General features: G+C 63.8%; 13 protein-coding genes. 6 read left to right on the top strand and 7 right to left on the bottom strand.

Going from position 1 to position 16,436, the window contains the following annotated elements:
* Positions 1-117 precede the first annotated feature (117 nt).
* The 4 genes from HU766_RS05445 to HU766_RS05460 all read right to left on the bottom strand — a co-directional run bounded on the left by HU766_RS05445 (position 118) and on the right by HU766_RS05460 (position 7,640).
* A complete protein-coding gene (locus HU766_RS05445) occupies positions 118-4,644 on the bottom strand; it encodes a hemagglutinin repeat-containing protein (RefSeq protein WP_186654318.1) in 4,527 nt (1,508 codons plus the stop codon).
* Between the two features lie 27 nt (positions 4,645-4,671).
* The gene (locus HU766_RS05450; protein WP_186654320.1) at positions 4,672-6,351 is read right to left on the bottom strand and encodes a ShlB/FhaC/HecB family hemolysin secretion/activation protein; all 1,680 of its coding nucleotides are present in this window, start codon (positions 6,349-6,351) and stop codon (positions 4,672-4,674) included.
* 161 nt (positions 6,352-6,512) lie between these two features.
* Positions 6,513-7,067 (bottom strand): L,D-transpeptidase family protein, encoded by a 555-nt coding sequence (locus tag HU766_RS05455; RefSeq protein WP_033700971.1) that lies wholly within the window; start codon positions 7,065-7,067, stop codon positions 6,513-6,515.
* Between the two features lie 21 nt (positions 7,068-7,088).
* The gene (locus tag HU766_RS05460; RefSeq protein ID WP_033700970.1) at positions 7,089-7,640 is read right to left on the bottom strand and encodes an NUDIX hydrolase; all 552 of its coding nucleotides are present in this window, start codon (positions 7,638-7,640) and stop codon (positions 7,089-7,091) included.
* 125 nt (positions 7,641-7,765) lie between these two features.
* On the opposite strand from HU766_RS05460, the gene HU766_RS05465 reads away from it, so the two are divergent.
* From HU766_RS05465 to purT, 5 genes are all read left to right on the top strand, one after another.
* A complete protein-coding gene (locus tag HU766_RS05465; RefSeq protein ID WP_033700969.1) occupies positions 7,766-8,365 on the top strand; it encodes a CoA pyrophosphatase in 600 nt (199 codons plus the stop codon).
* Positions 8,366-8,422: 57 nt separating this feature from the next.
* Positions 8,423-8,947, top strand: coding sequence for a gamma carbonic anhydrase family protein (locus HU766_RS05470; protein WP_033700968.1), 525 nt, complete (start codon positions 8,423-8,425; stop codon positions 8,945-8,947).
* Positions 8,940-9,146 carry a DUF1289 domain-containing protein gene (locus HU766_RS05475; RefSeq protein ID WP_186654323.1) on the top strand — a complete coding sequence of 69 codons (207 nt, stop codon included), beginning with the start codon at positions 8,940-8,942 and terminating at the stop codon, positions 9,144-9,146. The genes HU766_RS05470 and HU766_RS05475 overlap by 8 nt, the downstream gene beginning before the upstream one ends.
* Positions 9,147-9,225: 79 nt before the next feature.
* The gene (locus HU766_RS05480) at positions 9,226-9,693 is read left to right on the top strand and encodes a VUT family protein (RefSeq protein WP_033700966.1); all 468 of its coding nucleotides are present in this window, start codon (positions 9,226-9,228) and stop codon (positions 9,691-9,693) included.
* A 76-nt stretch (positions 9,694-9,769) separates the two neighbouring features.
* Positions 9,770-10,951, top strand: coding sequence for a formate-dependent phosphoribosylglycinamide formyltransferase (gene purT, locus HU766_RS05485; RefSeq protein WP_047581517.1), 1,182 nt, complete (start codon positions 9,770-9,772; stop codon positions 10,949-10,951).
* A 38-nt stretch (positions 10,952-10,989) separates the two neighbouring features.
* On the opposite strand, the gene HU766_RS05490 is transcribed toward purT, so the two are convergent.
* From HU766_RS05490 to HU766_RS05500, 3 genes are all read right to left on the bottom strand, one after another.
* The gene (locus HU766_RS05490) at positions 10,990-12,291 is read right to left on the bottom strand and encodes an MFS transporter (RefSeq protein ID WP_186654325.1); all 1,302 of its coding nucleotides are present in this window, start codon (positions 12,289-12,291) and stop codon (positions 10,990-10,992) included.
* Between the two features lie 278 nt (positions 12,292-12,569).
* Positions 12,570-13,775, bottom strand: a complete 1,206-nt coding sequence (locus tag HU766_RS05495; protein ID WP_186654336.1) for a transporter associated domain-containing protein — start codon at positions 13,773-13,775, stop codon at positions 12,570-12,572.
* Between the two features lie 9 nt (positions 13,776-13,784).
* On the bottom strand, positions 13,785-14,594 hold the full coding sequence (locus tag HU766_RS05500; RefSeq protein WP_033700961.1) for an inner membrane protein YpjD: 810 nt from the start codon (positions 14,592-14,594) through the stop codon (positions 13,785-13,787).
* Positions 14,595-14,856: 262 nt separating this feature from the next.
* Between HU766_RS05500 and ffh the strand changes: the two genes are divergently transcribed.
* On the top strand, positions 14,857-16,233 hold the full coding sequence (gene ffh, locus HU766_RS05505) for a signal recognition particle protein (protein ID WP_033700960.1): 1,377 nt from the start codon (positions 14,857-14,859) through the stop codon (positions 16,231-16,233).
* The last annotated feature ends 203 nt before the right edge of the window (positions 16,234-16,436 follow it).

Here is a 16,436-nt window from a genome sequence, read left to right on the forward strand (position 1 = left end):
TGAGTGAGGTCGCGGCCATTGATAGATCGCTATCTTACTGATTTGTAAGGTTTATCTGTGGGGTCGGCCAAGTCACCACATCATGGGTGGGTTCATGAAAGCGTCGACGGGCAACGGTTACTGCGCCTTGCCTTGCACGCTCGATACCCACTGCTCGCTGCGGTTGTGCCCGCTGGTGCGCAATAGCCCCAGGTCAAGCGCATTCTCACCGTCTGCAGCGCCCTTGCCTTTGGTGAACTCGGCCACGGCAGTGCCCAGGTCCACCGGCGAGTTGGACGCATCGATCGACACATCGCGGCGGTAGTCGCTGCCATTCAGGGTTTCACGGGTAACGGCATTGGCGTTCAACTCGACAGCGCCTTTGCCCGATTGCAGCCGGGCGCCCACCAGGTGGGCATCGCCACCGACCTTGAGGTCAAGCCCTTCACTGCCCTTGAGCGTGGCCTGCCTGGTCACGGTGTCGCGCTGTTGGTGTGAGACCTCCAGGCGCAAGGTCGGGGAAAAACCAGGATCGGCTTTGCTCAAGGCAGCGCCGGCTTTTTTGCCGATTTTGTCACTCAGCGGCCCAGCCAGCGCGTTGGCGGCGTTGGTGTAGCCCTGCGGGTTCTTCTCCTGGCTCAGGCGCAGGTCGCCTTTCACGCTCAAGCTGTCGACGCGGTCCTTGCGGCTGGCAACACGCAGGTCGCCGCCAACATCACCGTTTATGCGCCCGGCTTCCAGGCTGGCACCTTCGATGCGCGTGTCGCCACGGCTTTGCCACTGGATTTTTTCGGCGCGCAGTTGGCTGGCATTCCACGTGTGGTTGTCACGCTTGTCCAGCGCTACCTGGGCGCGGCCATGCAGGCCGAGGGTATCGGTAGCGCCCTTGGCCATGTTGAAGCCGGCCCCGGCCGTGATGTCGAGGTTGTCGCGTTGCTCGCGGTCGCTTGAAGCTTCGATCAGCATGCCGCCGCTTGCGGCGTTGAGCTCGATTTGTTCGGCCGAGGCTTGCAGGCCCTCAAGGTGCACGGCGATGTCCTCCCGGGCACGGCTGCTGAGGGTGAGCTTGCCCGCGCTTTCGAAGCTGGCATTGACGGCCTGGCTGGCGTCTTCGTTCTGCTTGCCATGGTTGAAGTGACCGCCGACAGCGCCACCCTTGGTCGCGCCAGTCTTGGCTGCCAGCTCCAGGCCGCCACCCAGGCTGCCGCCCTTGGCCTGCTGAGTATTGCTGGCCGCAGTGACCTGCAAACGGCCACCACTCTCCAGCAAGGTATCGCCGACCTTGGCTTCACGGCTGCCGATACGCGTGCCTTCCAATACAAGGTCTGCCTCACTGCTCAGATGCACAGCGCCCTTGGCATCGATCTGCGCCACCTGCGCCTTGGTCTGCGCGCTGTTCTGCTGGTTGTGATCCAGGTAGCCACGGGTGTCGACGCCGGTGCTGCCGGGGCGGTTGCCGACCTTGGCCCAGGCATTACCGTCAAGCTGCTTTGAGGCCTGGCTGTTACGGTCAGTGGCCTGCGGTAACGACAGCGTGGCGCCGCTACGCATCACCACAGCGCCGTCGCCACCGTCGATGCGCGTGCCCTCGTACTTGCCATCGCTGCCCAACTGCACCTGGATACCCTGTTGGCCATAGAGGCTGCCGGGCACGGCGGTACTGGCCAGGTCGTGTTTATCCAGCGAGCCGCCTTTACCGGCAATGCGTACATTGAGATCGTTACCGGTGCTGGTGTCTACGCGGGCATCGCCGCCATAGGCCAGGCGCTGTACGGTATCGGCCTGGGTGTTTTCGGCGGCGCTCAGGTGGTGCTGCGTGGCATCGATCAAGAGCTTGCCGGCGTTGGCCTTCCACGCGGTACCCTGGTCATCGATGACATCGGCCTTGACCTCGACTGCAGCCCCCGACAGCTCACTCACCTGGGCAAAGCCGCGGCGTTGGTTTTCCAGGCGCTTGAGGTGGTCTATGGTCATGTCGGCACCGGCGCTTGGCGCCACCATCGCGTCTTCAGGCGCGCCCTGCTGGAAGCGCGCCGCCTCTTCGCCCAGCACCAGCCGTTCGATGGGGCGGGTCAGGTCACGGTATTCGACGCTGGCGCCCAGGCTGCCTGCCCCGTTGTTGGTGACGCTTTCACGCTCTTGGGTATTGTGCACGGCACGGTTCTCGATGTGCTTGGCGGTTACGTTCAGTTGCTGGCCAGCTTCGACGCGCGCGGCTTCGGTAAGCAAACGCTCGGCGTCCAGCTTCACGTCCCCACTGGCCTGCAACTCGCTGCGTTGGACGGTGCTGTCGCGTTCGAGCTGGCTTTGGGTGTTGTGATGGCCTGCGAAAGCGCTGCCCAGTCGATCGATACCCCCTGTCACTTTCAAGCGGCCTCCACTCTGGCTGTCGTTGCTGACGGACTCGCGTTCATTGCGGGTTGCGCCAAGGCTGACCTGTTTGGCGGCCACAGTGAGTTCGCCAGCGCTTGCCACGACCTTGGAGCCATTGACCTGCAGGTCGGCATCGCTTTGCAGATCGACCGAAGCGCCTTTCAGTTCGCTGGCGACCTGCGTTGTTTCCTGCACCTTGCCCGTCGTGTTGGCGACCTGGTAGCCCACGCTGGCTTCGTACTGGCGTGATTGCGGTTTGCCGTCCTGTGCCTCCTGGGTCTGCCGGGCGCCGGCACTGAAGCCGCGTTGCTGTTGATCGGTTTGTGTTTCGCTGCGCGACTGCGCGCTGTCGATCGTCAGGTCGCCCTTGGCCTGCACCTGCAGGTGCTTGCCGGCTTCGATTCTTGCCCCGTGGATGCGTAGCTCCTCGGCGCTGGCCAGGCGCAGGTTGCTGCTGGACGAAACGTCGCTGAGCAGTACCTGGTCCTTGCGTGTGGTGTCCTTGCGATCGCTGCCGATCAGGCCGAACAGTTTGCTGTTGCCCTGATGGTCAGTCGACGTGCTGCTGCCGTGGTCGGCCTCGATCGCCAGCAGGCCCTTTTCGCTGTACAGCACCGAATCTTCCTTGCCGTGCACCTTGCTACCTTTGATGGTGACCTGGTCAGCCGTCATGTTCAGCTTGCCGTCTGCCGTCACACTGCTGCCAACCACCGTCTGCCCTTGCGTGTCATTACCCTTGCGATCACCGAAGAAAGTCCCGGAGACCAGGTCGCCGCGGTAGTTGCGCTGTGTGCCGCTGTCCTGCAATGCAGTGGTGCCGATCTCGACTTGCCGCGCCTTGATCTGCATGTCGCTGTTGCTGTGCAGCGTGCTGCCTTGAACCGTGAGGGTATCGGCCGCAGTGAGGGCCATGCGCTCGGCATTCAACGTGCTGCCCCGGGCTGTTTCCCGGGTTTGCTCGGTGTCGCGGTCACCGCGCCACAAGTCCTTGCGGTGACGTACCTGTTCTTTGATGTGCTGGCTGTCGATGCCTGCCACGATGTCCAGTTTGCCGCCACTGTCGACGTTCAATTCGCCGCCCGCCTTCACGTCGGCGGCTACCAGGCGCATGTCAGCGCCCGATTGCAGCATTACGCTGTCTTGGCCGTGCAACTGCGTGCCGTGCTGCTGGTTTTGGGTGGTGGTGCGCTCGCGGTTGTAGGTTTCGCGGGTGACGAAGAGAAACTTCTTCTTCCAGTTTTCGCGGTCGTGTTCGGTGTTTGCCAGGCTGTCGGCATCCAGGGTGAGTGACTGGCCGGCCTTGACCACCACCTGTTGCGCCTGCCCATCGACGGCCCGCAGGGTCAGGTCATGCGCGGCGCTGAGGTTCAGTGCGCCCCGTTCGCTGTGCAGTTCGCTGGGGTTGTCCGCCTTGCCGCTGATGTGCAGGGCGCCGGCCGAATGGATGTCGATACCGTCGCCGGCATGCACCTTTGCCGGCCCCATGCGCACCCCCGCGCCGTCAGCGGTGCTCAGCACACGGATACGCCCGGCACGCATGGCACCGAACAGGGTGGCATCGACACTGCCCTGTTCGCCGGGCAGGTGTTCGACCACCTGCCCGCTGGCGTGATCGATGCGGTTGCGGCCAACCGTGACGTTCAATTCATTGGCAGCCATGAGCAAGCCTTTGCTGTCTATGCGCGGCGCGATCAGATCAAGGGCACCGGTGCTGTTGCTCTGGCCGTCGTCGAGTACCTGCAGGGAACCACTGGCGTTGAGGGTGTCGAGGTATTTGAGTTGCTGGTCCTCGAATTCCGGGGTGCCGACCACGAAGCCTGCGCGGGTGGTGTTGATGAAGCTGCCGCCGTTGAGGGTGATGCCATTGGGGTTGGCCAGGATGTAGTCGGCCGGGCGGCCGAAGATTTCCTGCGGCCCCTCGATCAGCGAAGCGTTGCGGCTGATCACCTCATTGAGGATGGTCGAGGCGGCCTGGCCCTGGAACTGCGGGTTGGCTGCAAGGGCGCCGGCCAGTTGCGACTGGCCCGCCTGCGTGGCGTTGTTCAGCACTACGCCGGGGTTGCCGACGTTGTAATCGAGGAACTGGTTGTGCGACAGGCCGCCAGCGTTGGGTGCAACGATGTCGATGACCGGGACGCCATGGCCGTTGTTGATGAGCGGGGTGCCTGCAGGGCCGCTGGCAGCTTCCAGGCCGCCCGAGGCTTGCGCGGTGCTGGAGCCGAGCAGGGCGAGGAAGATGGCCCAACGCAAGGTATTGGGGTGGGTAGACGTCAGTTGCGAGAGTGTTTGCATGTTCTCGTTCTCTTTGTTGTGGGTGAATCAGATGTTCAGGTGCCACTCCAGTACCCAGAAGCCCGGCTCCAGAAGCGTGCGGGGCCGGTCGCTGGTGTACAGGGCGCGTTGATAATCGAGGCGCAGGCGACTGTCGGGCAGGCTCACTTCGATGCCGGCCGCAGCACCGGCCAGGCGCAGGACGGGGCTGTCGCTGGCGAGCTGGGTCCAGCCAAGGTCGAGGCCGACGTAGGGGCGCACTTGCAACGGTGCCGCCCAGGCGGGGCTCAGCGGGCGGCTCAAGGTGTTGCGCCAGGCCGCGCCAGTGGCGCCGGCGTAGGTGTGCAGGCGGAAGCCGCGTACCGCCGAGTCGTCGCTGGCCAGCAGTTGTTCGACGGCGGGCAGTGGGTCGGGGCTGTACTGCAGGCCGAGTTCGCTTTGCCAGCGCCAGGGCTGAGGCGCTGCGCCTTGGCGAAGGTGCAGGAGGGTGGCGCGGTATTTGACGAAATCGCTGCGCAGCCCGTTGCTGCGCATGGCCGGGTTGTCCTTGGACAACCCCTTGAGGCCGTGGGCGACCCCCACATACCCGTTCCACAGCCCATTCTCGAGCCAGAGCCACTGCAGGCCGGCCTCGACGCTGGTGAGGGTAGGGCTCTGCAAGTCGACGACAACGCCGCCGGTGCGGTTGACCATCTGCTTGCGGTCCACCCGAGTACTGGCGCTGAGCATGCCCTGCTGATTGCGCCACAGCACGCGCTCGGCGCTCACGCCCTGGAAGCGGCTGCGGCCACTGCTGGTCTGTTGCCCGTGCGGGATGGGGGCGTTGTAACGCAGTTGGCTGGCGTTAAAGGCGAATGTCCACGGACCGTAGGGGATGCTGTAGTACACCGTGATGCCCGTGCTGGTGCCCGGCGCATCGAAGACGGTGCTGGCCAGCCACAGGCGCAGGTCGTCGTTTAGGCCCAGCGGGCTGTCCAGGCCGACCCCGAGGTTCAGGCGATGGCGGCCGGTCAGTTCACTGCCGCGGTTGTCCAGGCGGCCGTCCAGATGCCAGCGCGAGGCGACTTTGTGGGGCTGAACGCGCACGCGGGTGCCGCCTTGCAGTTCGCCGGGGAGCAAGTCGGCACTCAAGTCGTAGGCACGCAGGCGGTTAAGCTGGTCGAGACCTTGCTCCAGGTCCGGGAGGTACAGCGGCTGCCCCAGTACGCCAGGAAAAGCACCGCGCAAGGAAAGGGGCAGGTCGGCGCCGAGCTCGATCGACTCGACAAAACCTTCGCTGATGACGATATCCAGCGGGGCGTCATCTTCGGGGGGCTGGCGCAAGTAGGGGCGGCTGGTCGGGTAGCCGGCCTGGACATAGCGCTGGGTAATCGCCTTGAGCAGGCGGTTGATATCGGCGATGCCCATGCAAGGTTGCATCAGCGGCACCACGGTCGCCTCCAGTGCTGTCCCCGACACGTGTCGATGGCCGGCCAGGCGCACGCCGCTCACCGCCCAGCAGTGGCTGTCGCCAGTCTGTGCACTCTGACTGTGCTGATTACCTTGCGCAGCAGGCACCCGTTGCCAGCGCTCAAGGCGTTGTTGCTGTTCCAGTTGCCGCAGCGTTTGCTGCTGATCGCGCAACTGTTGGCTAGCCAGGTCGTCGGCCAATGCCTGGGCGCTGGTCATCACCCCGGTCAGGCAGCAGACCAGCAGCCTGCAGGCAATGATGAGAATTCGGTACGGCATTCAAGCACCCCGCAGAGGACGTACGGATTTCGTATTCGTCTGCGTGGATGCTAAGAATTAAGTGATTGGCTTGGATGCAGTACCCTGCCTAAGCGGCTGTCAGGCGGGTTCTCGTTTAGGGTGCGAAAGCTCCTACAGGATGAGTCGGCATGCAGGACGTGTCAGGGACGAATCTCGATCAATGTACCGTCCTTGACCAGCTCCCAGACTTCCTGCATGTCGTGGTTGCGCATGGCGATGCAACCTTCGGTCCAGTCCAGTGTGTGGAAGTACCACTCGGGGTAGTCATCATTGACCGGTGTGCCGTGGATCATGATCATGCTGCCGGCACTCACGCCTTCGCGGGTGGCGCGTGCGGCATCTTTGATGTTGGGGTAGGAGATGTGCATGGCCAGGTTGAAGCGGTCGCTCTGCTTGCGCCAGTCCAGCCAATAGAGGCCCTCGGGGGTCTTGCGGTCACCTTCGCGTTCCTTCGCGCCCTTGGGCTGCTTGCCCAGGGAAATGCGGTAGGTCTTGAGCGGTTCGCCGCGGCTGATCAGTTGCAGGCGGCGCTCGGACTTGATCACCAGCACCTTGTCGATCAGCGGTTGCATGGCCTGCTGCGAGGGCGACGATGTTTGCGCTGCCGGCAGGGGCTTGCGCACGATGGTCTCGGTGAAGGCCGCCTGGGACACCGAGGTAACGCAAAGGCAGAAAAGGGCGAGCAACCAGCGCATGAAACGGTATCCCTGATGACGTTAGGTGGTGGACGTGACATTCATCGGTGGCAGGTACTCATGGCCTATGGGGTAGTGCTGCCCGATGCGGTCGCGATAGTAGCATTCTAGTGTGCGTGTGACGGTGCGGAAAGCCAGCGCGTCCCACGGTATCTCATGCTCCTCGAACAGCCGCACTTCCAGGCTCTCGATACCCACATCGAAGCGCAGGTCGGCCAGTTCGGCGCGGAAGAATACATGCACCTGGTTGATGTGCGGCAGGTCGAACAGCTGGTACAGGTTCATGGGCCCGACCTGGGCGCAGGCTTCCTCGACGGTTTCACGACGGGCGGCCTGGTCGAGGGTCTCGCCGTTCTCCATGAACCCGGCCGGTAAGGTCCAGTAGCCACGGCGTGGCTCGATGGCGCGCCGGCACAGCAGCACCTGGCTACCCCAAGTGGGCAGGACCCCCGCCACGATGTTGGGGTTCTGGTAGTGAATGGTCTGGCAATACTCGCAGACATACCGCAGGCGGCTATCGCCCTCGGGTATCCGCTGAATGACCGGCTGGCCGCACGCGCTGCAGAATTTCATGCTTATCTTCCCTTATGACAGGGCTATCTTGGCGTGGCAGCCGGGCGGCCGCAAGCGCACAGGGCTTGGGTGCTTCTCGGCTTTGGTGCATCATGCAAGACAGGCCTTGGATACGAGAGTGCGCAATGCTGGACGAGCTACTTCGCCGAATGAGCAACCATGAACCCGCATCACTGGAAACCGACCGACGGTTTCCCGAAGCGGCGGTACTCTTGCCCATTACCCGCAGCGAAGCGCCCGAACTGGTCTTGACCCTGCGCGCCAAGGGCTTGTCGACCCACGGTGGCGAAGTCGCCTTCCCGGGTGGCCGGCGCGACCCTGAAGACCCGGACCTGGTGTTTACCGCCCTGCGCGAAGCCGAAGAAGAAATCGGCCTGCCCCCTGGGCTGGTGGAAGTGATTGGCCCGCTCAGCCCGCTGATCTCACTGCACGGCCTGAAAGTGACGCCATTCGTCGGGCTTATTCCCGATTTCGTCGAGTATCGCGCCAACGATGCCGAGATCGCGGCAGTATTCACCGTGCCGCTGGAATTCTTCCGCCAGGACCCGCGTGACCATACTCACCGTATCGATTACCAGGGCCGCAGTTGGTATGTGCCCAGTTACCGCTACGGCGAATACAAGATCTGGGGGTTGTCGGCGATCATGATCGTCGAGCTGGTCAACCTGCTGTATGACGCCGGCATCAGCCTGCATCAACCCCCGGAGCGTTACATCGAGATCTGAGCGGGGCCCACCCCGCCGTCTGCTACAAACCGCCGCCGTTTATCCTGAGGAGCGAGCATGAAATATCGCCTGGGCGACCTGCGGGTCGACAGCCACCCCACCAGCTGGATCGCGCCCAACGCCACCGTGATCGGCAATGTGCGCCTGCAGGCCCGTGCCAGCGTGTGGTTTGGCGCTGTATTGCGCGGTGACAACGAACTGATCGACATCGGCGAGGACAGCAATGTCCAGGACGGCACCGTGATGCATACCGACATGGGTTCGCCGCTGACCCTGGGCAAGGGCGTGACGGTTGGCCATAACGCCATGCTGCATGGCTGCACGGTCGGCGATTACAGCCTGGTCGGCATCAATGCGGTGATCCTCAACGGAGCCCGCATCGGCAAGCACTGCATCATCGGCGCCAATGCGCTCATCCCCGAGGGCAAGGAGATCCCTGACGGTTCGCTGGTGATGGGCTCGCCGGGCAAGGTGGTGCGTGAACTGAGCGAGCAGCAGATGCGCATGATCGAGGCCGGTGCCGCGCACTATGTGCACAATGCCCAGCGCTATGCGCGCGAGCTGGTAGCTGACGATGAGTGAGGTCATTGCCGTCGAGCGCCCGGTCGCTTCGCCTTGCGTCAGCATCTGCGCGCTGGACGAGCAGGATATCTGCACCGGCTGCCAGCGTACCGTGGCCGAAATCGGTCGCTGGGGGCGGATGGACAACAGCGAGCGTCGCGCCGTACTGAAACTGTGCCATGAGCGGGCGGTGGCCGCTGGGTTGATCATGGGGCAATGATTCGGCGCTGGCTGCCTCGCAGGTTTACCCGCGAAGCAGCCAGCGGTAATCTGTACGGCTTGCCCACAGATTACCCGCCATGTTCTATCTCATCGCCTATATCAGCAGCGTAGTGCTGATCAACTACGCCTTCTCCAGCGCCCCGCACCTGGACATCATCTGGTCCGCCTGGGGTGGCCTGGTGTTCATCCTGCGCGACATGGTGCAGACCCGCTTCGGGCATGGCGCCCTGGTCGCCATGCTGGTGGCCCTGGTGTTGTCCTACATCACCTCGGAGCCTGCCATCGCCCTGGCCAGCGCCACGGCGTTTTTCGTTTCCGAGCTGATCGACTGGCTGGTGTTCAGCATCACCCGTCGGCCCCTGCGTGACCGCCTGTGGCTGAGCTCGGCGTTGAGCATTCCGGTCGATACCTTCATTTTCTTCGGCATGATCGGCGCGCTGACCCCTGCCGTGATCGGCACGGCCATGGCCTCGAAGTTCGCCGGTGTCACCGCCGTGTGGCTGGCCATGGCATTTCGCGCCCGGCGGGCTGCCGCGGTCGGTTGATGGTGTAGAATACGGGGCCTTTTTCAGCGGGCGGCGCTTAGCCTGGCGCAGCCCCGGACGCCTTCGAGGACCTGAAATGACCCGTATCGGAACCCCATTGTCGCCCACCGCGACCCGTGTACTGCTCTGCGGCTGCGGTGAGCTGGGCAAGGAAGTGGTGATCGAGCTGCAGCGCCTGGGCGTCGAAGTGATCGCCGTGGACCGCTACGCCAACGCGCCGGCCATGCAGGTGGCGCACCGCAGCCATGTGGTCAACATGCTCGATGGCGTCGCCCTGCGCGCGGTGATCGAGGCCGAGAAACCGCACTACATCGTCCCCGAGATCGAAGCCATCGCCACCGCGACCCTGGTCGAACTGGAGAGCGAAGGCTTCACCGTGGTGCCCACCGCCCGTGCCACCCAGCTGACCATGAACCGTGAAGGCATCCGGCGCCTGGCTGCCGAAGAGCTGGACCTGCCGACCTCGCCGTACCACTTTGCCGATACCTACGAAGACTACGCCAAGGCCGTGGCCGATGTCGGCTACCCGTGCGTGGTCAAACCGGTGATGAGCTCATCGGGCAAGGGCCAGAGCCTGCTGCGCAGCGATGCCGACCTGCAGCAGTCCTGGGACTACGCCCAGGAAGGCGGGCGTGCCGGCAAGGGCCGGGTGATCATCGAGGGCTTCATCGACTTCGATTACGAAATTACCCTGCTGACCGTGCGTCATGTCGGCGGCACCACCTTCCTCGAGCCTGTCGGCCATCGTCAGGAGAAAGGTGACTATCAGGAATCGTGGCAGCCCCAAGCCATGAGCCCGAAGGCCCTTGCCGAGTCGCAGCGAGTGGCCAAGGCGGTCACCGATGCACTGGGCGGGCGTGGCCTGTTCGGCGTGGAGCTGTTCGTCAAAGGCGACCAGGTGTGGTTCAGCGAAGTGTCGCCGCGCCCGCACGACACTGGCCTGGTGACCTTGATCTCCCAGGACCTGTCGCAGTTCGCCTTGCACGCCCGCGCCATTCTCGGCCTGCCGATCCCGGTGGTGCGCCAGTTCGGGCCGTCGGCGTCGGCGGTGATTCTGCCGCAGGGGCAATCGCAGCAGACCAGCTTCGCCAACCTTGGTGCTGCGCTGAGCGAGCCGGATACGGCCATTCGCCTGTTCGGCAAGCCGGAAATCAACGGCCAGCGCCGTATGGGCGTGTGCCTGGCGCGTGACGAATCGATCGAAGCGGCGCGGGCCAAGGCGACCCGTGCTTCGCAGGCGGTCAAGGTCGAGTTCTGATCTGAAATGGCTGGGGGCGCAAAGCGCCCCCAGCGTCTTCACAGTTCGGTATGCCGGGTCTCTTTAAGGCACAGCACAGCAATCAGACTGATCACCGCCGCCACCGAAACATACCCGCCCACCCAGCTCAAGCCGCCCATGCTCACCAGCTTCTGGGCAAAGAACGGCGCCGCCGAAGCCCCCACGATGCCACCCAGGTTATACGCCGCCGACGCGCCGGTATAACGTACGTGGGTCGGGAACAGCTCGGGCAGCAACGCCCCCATTGGCGCGAAGGTCACCCCCATCAGGAACAGCTCGATGGCCAGGAACAGCGCCACACCTGTGGTCGAGCCCGAGGTCAGCAGCGGTTCCATGGTAAAGCCCGAAGCCACCGCCAGCAGGCCGCCGACGATCAGTACCGGTTTGCGCCCGTAGCGGTCGCTGAGCCAGGCCGACAGTGGCGTGGCCAGGGCCATGAAGACCACCGCAAAGCACAGCAGGCCAAGGAACGTCTCACGGCTGTAACCCAGCGTGGACACGCCGTAGCTGAGCGAGAACACCGTCGAGATGTAGAACAGCGCGTAGCACACCACCATCGCCGCAGCACCCAGCAGGGTTGGCACCCAGTGCTTGGCGAACAAGTCGACCACCGGCATCTTCACGCGCTCATGCTGGGCAATGGCTTTGGCGAACACCGGGCTCTCTTCGAGCTTGAGGCGCACATACAGGCCCACCAGTACCAAGGCGGCGCTGAGCAGGAACGGAATGCGCCAGCCCCATTCACGGAATTGCTCGTCACTGAGCACCAGGGCCAGAGTCAGGAACAAGCCGTTGGCAGCCAAAAAGCCGATTGAAGGGCCCAGCTGCGGGAACATGCCGAACCAGGCGCGCTTGCCCGGTGGTGCGTTTTCGGTCGCCAGCAGCGCCGCGCCGCCCCATTCGCCACCCAGGCCCAGGCCTTGGCCGAAGCGCAGCAGGCAAAGCAGGATCGGCGCCCACACGCCAATGCTGTCATAGCCGGGCAGCACGCCGATGGCGGTGGTGGAGACGCCCATCAACAGCAGCGACGCCACCAGGGTCGATTTGCGGCCGATACGGTCGCCAAAGTGGCCGAACAATGCCGAACCCAGCGGGCGTGCGAGGAAGGCGATGCCGAAGGTAAGAAAGGCCGCGAGCATCTGCGCGGTGCCCGACCCGGAGGGGAAGAACACCGGGCCGATCACCAGCGCGGCGGCAGTGGCGTAAACGTAGAAGTCGTAGAACTCGATGGCAGTGCCAATGAAGCTGGCGGTGGCCACCCGCGCGGGCGAGTTGACCGGCGCGGCAGGCGCTTGGGCATAGGTGCTGCTGGTGGTCATTAAGTAGGTCCCTAACAGTCTGGTCGTGCGCCACGGGCTTGATCCGCGAGGGTGCGTGCTGCCTCAATGGGCAGGCACCGTTGCACGGACGCCGAAGCGTATTGTTCTTTTGCTCGCTCGACTGACGATAGCCCAGGGGGGGTAGGGGCGGGCGCGGGTACTGTTCGGGGTATTGAAGCAGGGCCGCAGGGCGTGTCAGTGGTGCGGACTGGCCGTGGGCCGCCGGGTGCGGGTAGCAGGCGGGACGGCGGGGCTGGGTAAGCGTGACCCGAGTATAGCTAGCGGGTCACGGTCCACACCAGTACCTTGCTGGCGCAATTGTCCTCTGTTTCGAGGATTTCCAGGCGATATCGGCCGATCTTCAGGCAAACCGCACTTTCCGGGATGCTTTCAAGCGCTTCGGTGACCAACCCGTTGAGGGTTTTCGGCCCGCCATCGCAAGGCAGGTGCCAGCCCAGGGTGCGGTTGATCTCGCGCAGCGAGGCGGTGCCTTCGATGACGAAGGTGCCGTCGGCCTGGGGGTGTACGTGCGGGTTGTCCAGCCCCTGTTCGTCTTCGAATTCGCCAACGATTTCTTCGAGGATGTCTTCCAGGGTGACGATGCCCAGCACCTCGCCGTATTCGTCCACCACTACGCCCAGGCGGCGTTGCTGCTTGTGGAAGTTCAGCAACTGCATCTGCAGGGGTGTGCTTTCCGGAACGAAGTAGGGTTCGTAGCAGGCGCCGTGCAGCTTCTCCAGGGTCAGCTCTGCCCTGGGCAGCAGGTGGCTGATCAGCTTGGTATTGAGGATCGCTTCAACCTGGTTGATATCGTTGTGATAGACCGGCAGCCGGGTGTGCCGGCTGACGATCAACTGCTCGATGATGCGTTCGATCGGCTCGTCCAGATTGATACCATCGACTTCGTTGCGCGGCACCAGGATGTCGTTGACGGTGACTTTGTCCAGCGACTGCAAACCATCGAGCAGCCCGTGGCGCACTGGCTCGTGCGCTTCGTCTTCGTCGAAGTCGTCATCTTGCTGTGGGTGCAGGGCCACCGCCGTAGGCTGCGCACGGAACGGGCGCAGGATCAGCTTGGCGCAACCATCGAGCAGGCAGGCCAGTGGCTGGAGGATAGCCAACGGCACCTTCAGCAGGTTGGCACCCAGGCTGACGAACGCCTGTGGGTTACGCCGCGCCAGGCGCCGCGGCAGGAACTCGGCAAACACCAGCAAAGCCAGGGTGGCGCCCAGGCCGGCCAGCCAGAAACCGTGTTCGCCGCTGTAGCGCTGGCCGATCAGGCAGGCCAGGCCCAGTACCAGCAGCTTGCCCAGGCTGGCGCACAGCACCAGTGCCTGGGCGGGCAGGGGGGCTTGCCCGTCGTCTCCATTGCGCAGCGAACCATTGAGTTGCAGGCGTGCGGCATCCACGGCGCTGAACAGCGCCGACCACAGCAGCGACAGTGCCAGGGTGCCGAATAGCGGGGCGTACGGCAGGGTGTCCATGGGCGGCCGTCAGATATGCAAGATGAATTCGCGGACCAGCTTGCTGCCGAAATAGGCCAGCATCAGCAGGCAGAAACCGGCCAGCGTCCAGCGGATCGCTTTGTGGCCACGCCAACCCAGGCGGGTGCGGCCCCACAGCAGAACACTGAACACCACCCAGGCGACGCAGGCCAGCAAGGTCTTGTGCACCAGGTGCTGGGCGAACAGGTTGTCGAGGAACAGCCAGCCGGAAATCAGCGACAGCGAGAGCAGACACCAGCCGGCCCAGAGGAAGCCGAACAGCAGGCTTTCCATGGTTTGCAGCGGCGGGAAGTTGCGGATCAGCCCGGACGGGTGCTTGTTTTTCAACTGGCGGTCCTGCAGCAACAGCAGCAGCGACTGGAATACGGCAATGGTGAACAGGCCGTAGGCCAGGATCGACAGCAGGATATGCGCAAGGATGCCGGGCTCTTCGTTGATCAGCGGCACGGTGCCCGGTGGCGCGAACTGGGCCAATAGCGCCGTGACCGCACCCAGCGGGAACAGCAGCACCAGCAGGTTTTCCACCGGGATGCGCAGGCACGCCAGCAGGGTCAGGGTGATGACCGCCACGGCGATCAGGCTGGCGGCGCTGAAGAAGTCGAGGCTCAGGCCCAGCGGGGTGATCAGCTGGAAGAACAGGGCGCCGCTCTGGGCGATCACAGCAAGGGCACCGAGCAAGCCCAGCAGCCGTTTGTCGGACTTGCGGCCCTGGGCCAGGTGCGAACCCTGGTAGAGGGTCGCAGCTATATAAAGGCCGGCGGCGATCAGGTTGGGGATGAGGCTGGGTGAGGAGAACATAAGTCCTGGTTGGCGAGCCTTAAAGAGACGGAGTTTGGCATAGTGAGCTGCAAGCTGGAAGCCGTAAGCTACAAGCAAGGGCTGATGTGCAGGCTGGGCGCTTTTCCTTGTGGCTTGCAGCTTTGAGCTTGCCGCTCGGAAGCCAAGGTGTGCGCCGCCGTTACACTTCGCTATAATCGCCGCCTTGCTGTGCCCTGGGGGTGTGCATTTCCCCCTCGGCGCCTGACAAACCTCGGCTTTTACTGGGCCAGAAAGGATCACCATGTTCGAAAACCTGACCGACCGCCTGTCACAGACGCTGCGCCATGTCACCGGCAAGGCCAAGCTGACTGAAGACAACATCAAGGACACGCTGCGCGAAGTACGCATGGCGTTGCTCGAGGCCGACGTTGCCTTGCCGGTGGTCAAGGATTTCGTCAACAGCGTCAAGGAGCGTGCGGTCGGTACCGAAGTGTCGCGCAGCCTGACCCCGGGCCAGGCCTTCGTGAAGATTGTCCAGGCCGAGCTGGAAAGCCTGATGGGCGCGGCCAACGAAGACCTCGCGCTGAACGCCGCACCACCGGCCGTAGTGCTGATGGCTGGCTTGCAGGGTGCGGGTAAGACCACCACCGCCGGCAAGCTCGCGCGCTTCCTCAAGGAGCGCAAGAAGAAGAGCGTGATGGTGGTGTCGGCCGACGTCTATCGCCCGGCGGCGATCAAGCAGCTGGAAACCCTGGCCAACGACATCGGCGTGACCTTCTTCCCGTCCGACATCAGCCAGAAGCCTGTCGCCATCGCTGAAGCGGCGATTCGCGAAGCCAAGCTCAAGTTCATCGACGTGGTCATCGTCGACACCGCCGGCCGTCTGCACATCGACGCCGACATGATGGACGAGATCAAGGCGCTGCATGCCGCGGTCAAGCCGGTCGAGACCTTGTTCGTGGTCGACGCCATGACCGGCCAGGACGCCGCCAATACCGCCAAGGCCTTTGGTGAAGCCCTGCCGCTGACCGGCGTGGTGCTGACCAAGGTCGACGGTGATGCCCGTGGCGGTGCCGCACTGTCGGTGCGGGCCATTACCGGCAAGCCGATCAAGTTCATCGGTATGGGTGAGAAGACCGAGGCCCTCGAGCCGTTCCACCCCGACCGCGTCGCGTCGCGCATCCTCGGCATGGGCGATGTGCTCAGCCTGATCGAGCAGGCCGAGCAGACCATCGACAAGGCCAAGGCTGACAAACTCGCCAAGAAGCTGAAGAAGGGCAAGGGCTTCGACCTCGAAGACTTCCGCGACCAGCTGCAGCAGATGAAGAACATGGGCGGCCTGGGCGGCCTGATGGACAAGCTGCCGAGCATTGGCGGGGTCAACCTGTCGCAGATGGGCAACGCCCAGGGCGCGGCCGAGAAGCAGTTCAAGCAGATGGAAGCGATCATCAACTCCATGACCCCGGCCGAGCGCCGTGACCCTGAACTGCTCAGCGGTTCGCGCAAGCGCCGCATCGCCATCGGCTCCGGCACCCAGGTGCAGGACGTCGGCCGGCTGATCAAGCAGCACAAGCAGATGCAGAAGATGATGAAGAAATTCTCTGCCAAGGGCGGCATGGCCAAGATGATGCGCGGCTTGGGCGGCATGATGCCTGGCGGCGGCATGCCCAAGCTGTAAAACCGATTCAGGCCAGTGGCGGCAAGCCCGCCGCTGGCCGGAACCCGCTTCGGCGGGAACACTGTCGCCTCATGAGCAGGCGGCTAAATAGCAGATCAGCAGGCTGGCCTTTTTGTTTGAAGTAAAAAGGCATTTGCAAATGTCCGGATATTCCTTGAGAATGTGCGGCCTTTCGGGCACCCGTGTGCCCGCTGTGCATCATG

The sequence above is a fragment of the Pseudomonas sp. SWRI77 genome (assembly GCF_014269105.1).
Classification (GTDB): domain Bacteria; phylum Pseudomonadota; class Gammaproteobacteria; order Pseudomonadales; family Pseudomonadaceae; genus Aquipseudomonas; species Aquipseudomonas capeferrum.

Coding starts and splice junctions, on each gene's coding strand:
- HU766_RS05500 (WP_033700961.1), bottom strand. CDS start 14,594: ATGTTCTCCTCACCCAGCCTCATCCCCAACCTGATCGCCGCCGGCCTT.
- HU766_RS05475 (WP_186654323.1), top strand. CDS start 8,940: ATGAGTGAGGTCATTGCCGTCGAGCGCCCGGTCGCTTCGCCTTGCGTC.
- ffh (WP_033700960.1), top strand. CDS start 14,857: ATGTTCGAAAACCTGACCGACCGCCTGTCACAGACGCTGCGCCATGTC.
- HU766_RS05495 (WP_186654336.1), bottom strand. CDS start 13,775: ATGGACACCCTGCCGTACGCCCCGCTATTCGGCACCCTGGCACTGTCG.
- HU766_RS05465 (WP_033700969.1), top strand. CDS start 7,766: ATGCTGGACGAGCTACTTCGCCGAATGAGCAACCATGAACCCGCATCA.
- HU766_RS05450 (WP_186654320.1), bottom strand. CDS start 6,351: ATGCCGTACCGAATTCTCATCATTGCCTGCAGGCTGCTGGTCTGCTGC.
- HU766_RS05455 (WP_033700971.1), bottom strand. CDS start 7,067: ATGCGCTGGTTGCTCGCCCTTTTCTGCCTTTGCGTTACCTCGGTGTCC.
- HU766_RS05445 (WP_186654318.1), bottom strand. CDS start 4,644: ATGCAAACACTCTCGCAACTGACGTCTACCCACCCCAATACCTTGCGT.
- HU766_RS05460 (WP_033700970.1), bottom strand. CDS start 7,640: ATGAAATTCTGCAGCGCGTGCGGCCAGCCGGTCATTCAGCGGATACCC.
- HU766_RS05490 (WP_186654325.1), bottom strand. CDS start 12,291: ATGACCACCAGCAGCACCTATGCCCAAGCGCCTGCCGCGCCGGTCAAC.
- HU766_RS05480 (WP_033700966.1), top strand. CDS start 9,226: ATGTTCTATCTCATCGCCTATATCAGCAGCGTAGTGCTGATCAACTAC.
- HU766_RS05470 (WP_033700968.1), top strand. CDS start 8,423: ATGAAATATCGCCTGGGCGACCTGCGGGTCGACAGCCACCCCACCAGC.
- purT (WP_047581517.1), top strand. CDS start 9,770: ATGACCCGTATCGGAACCCCATTGTCGCCCACCGCGACCCGTGTACTG.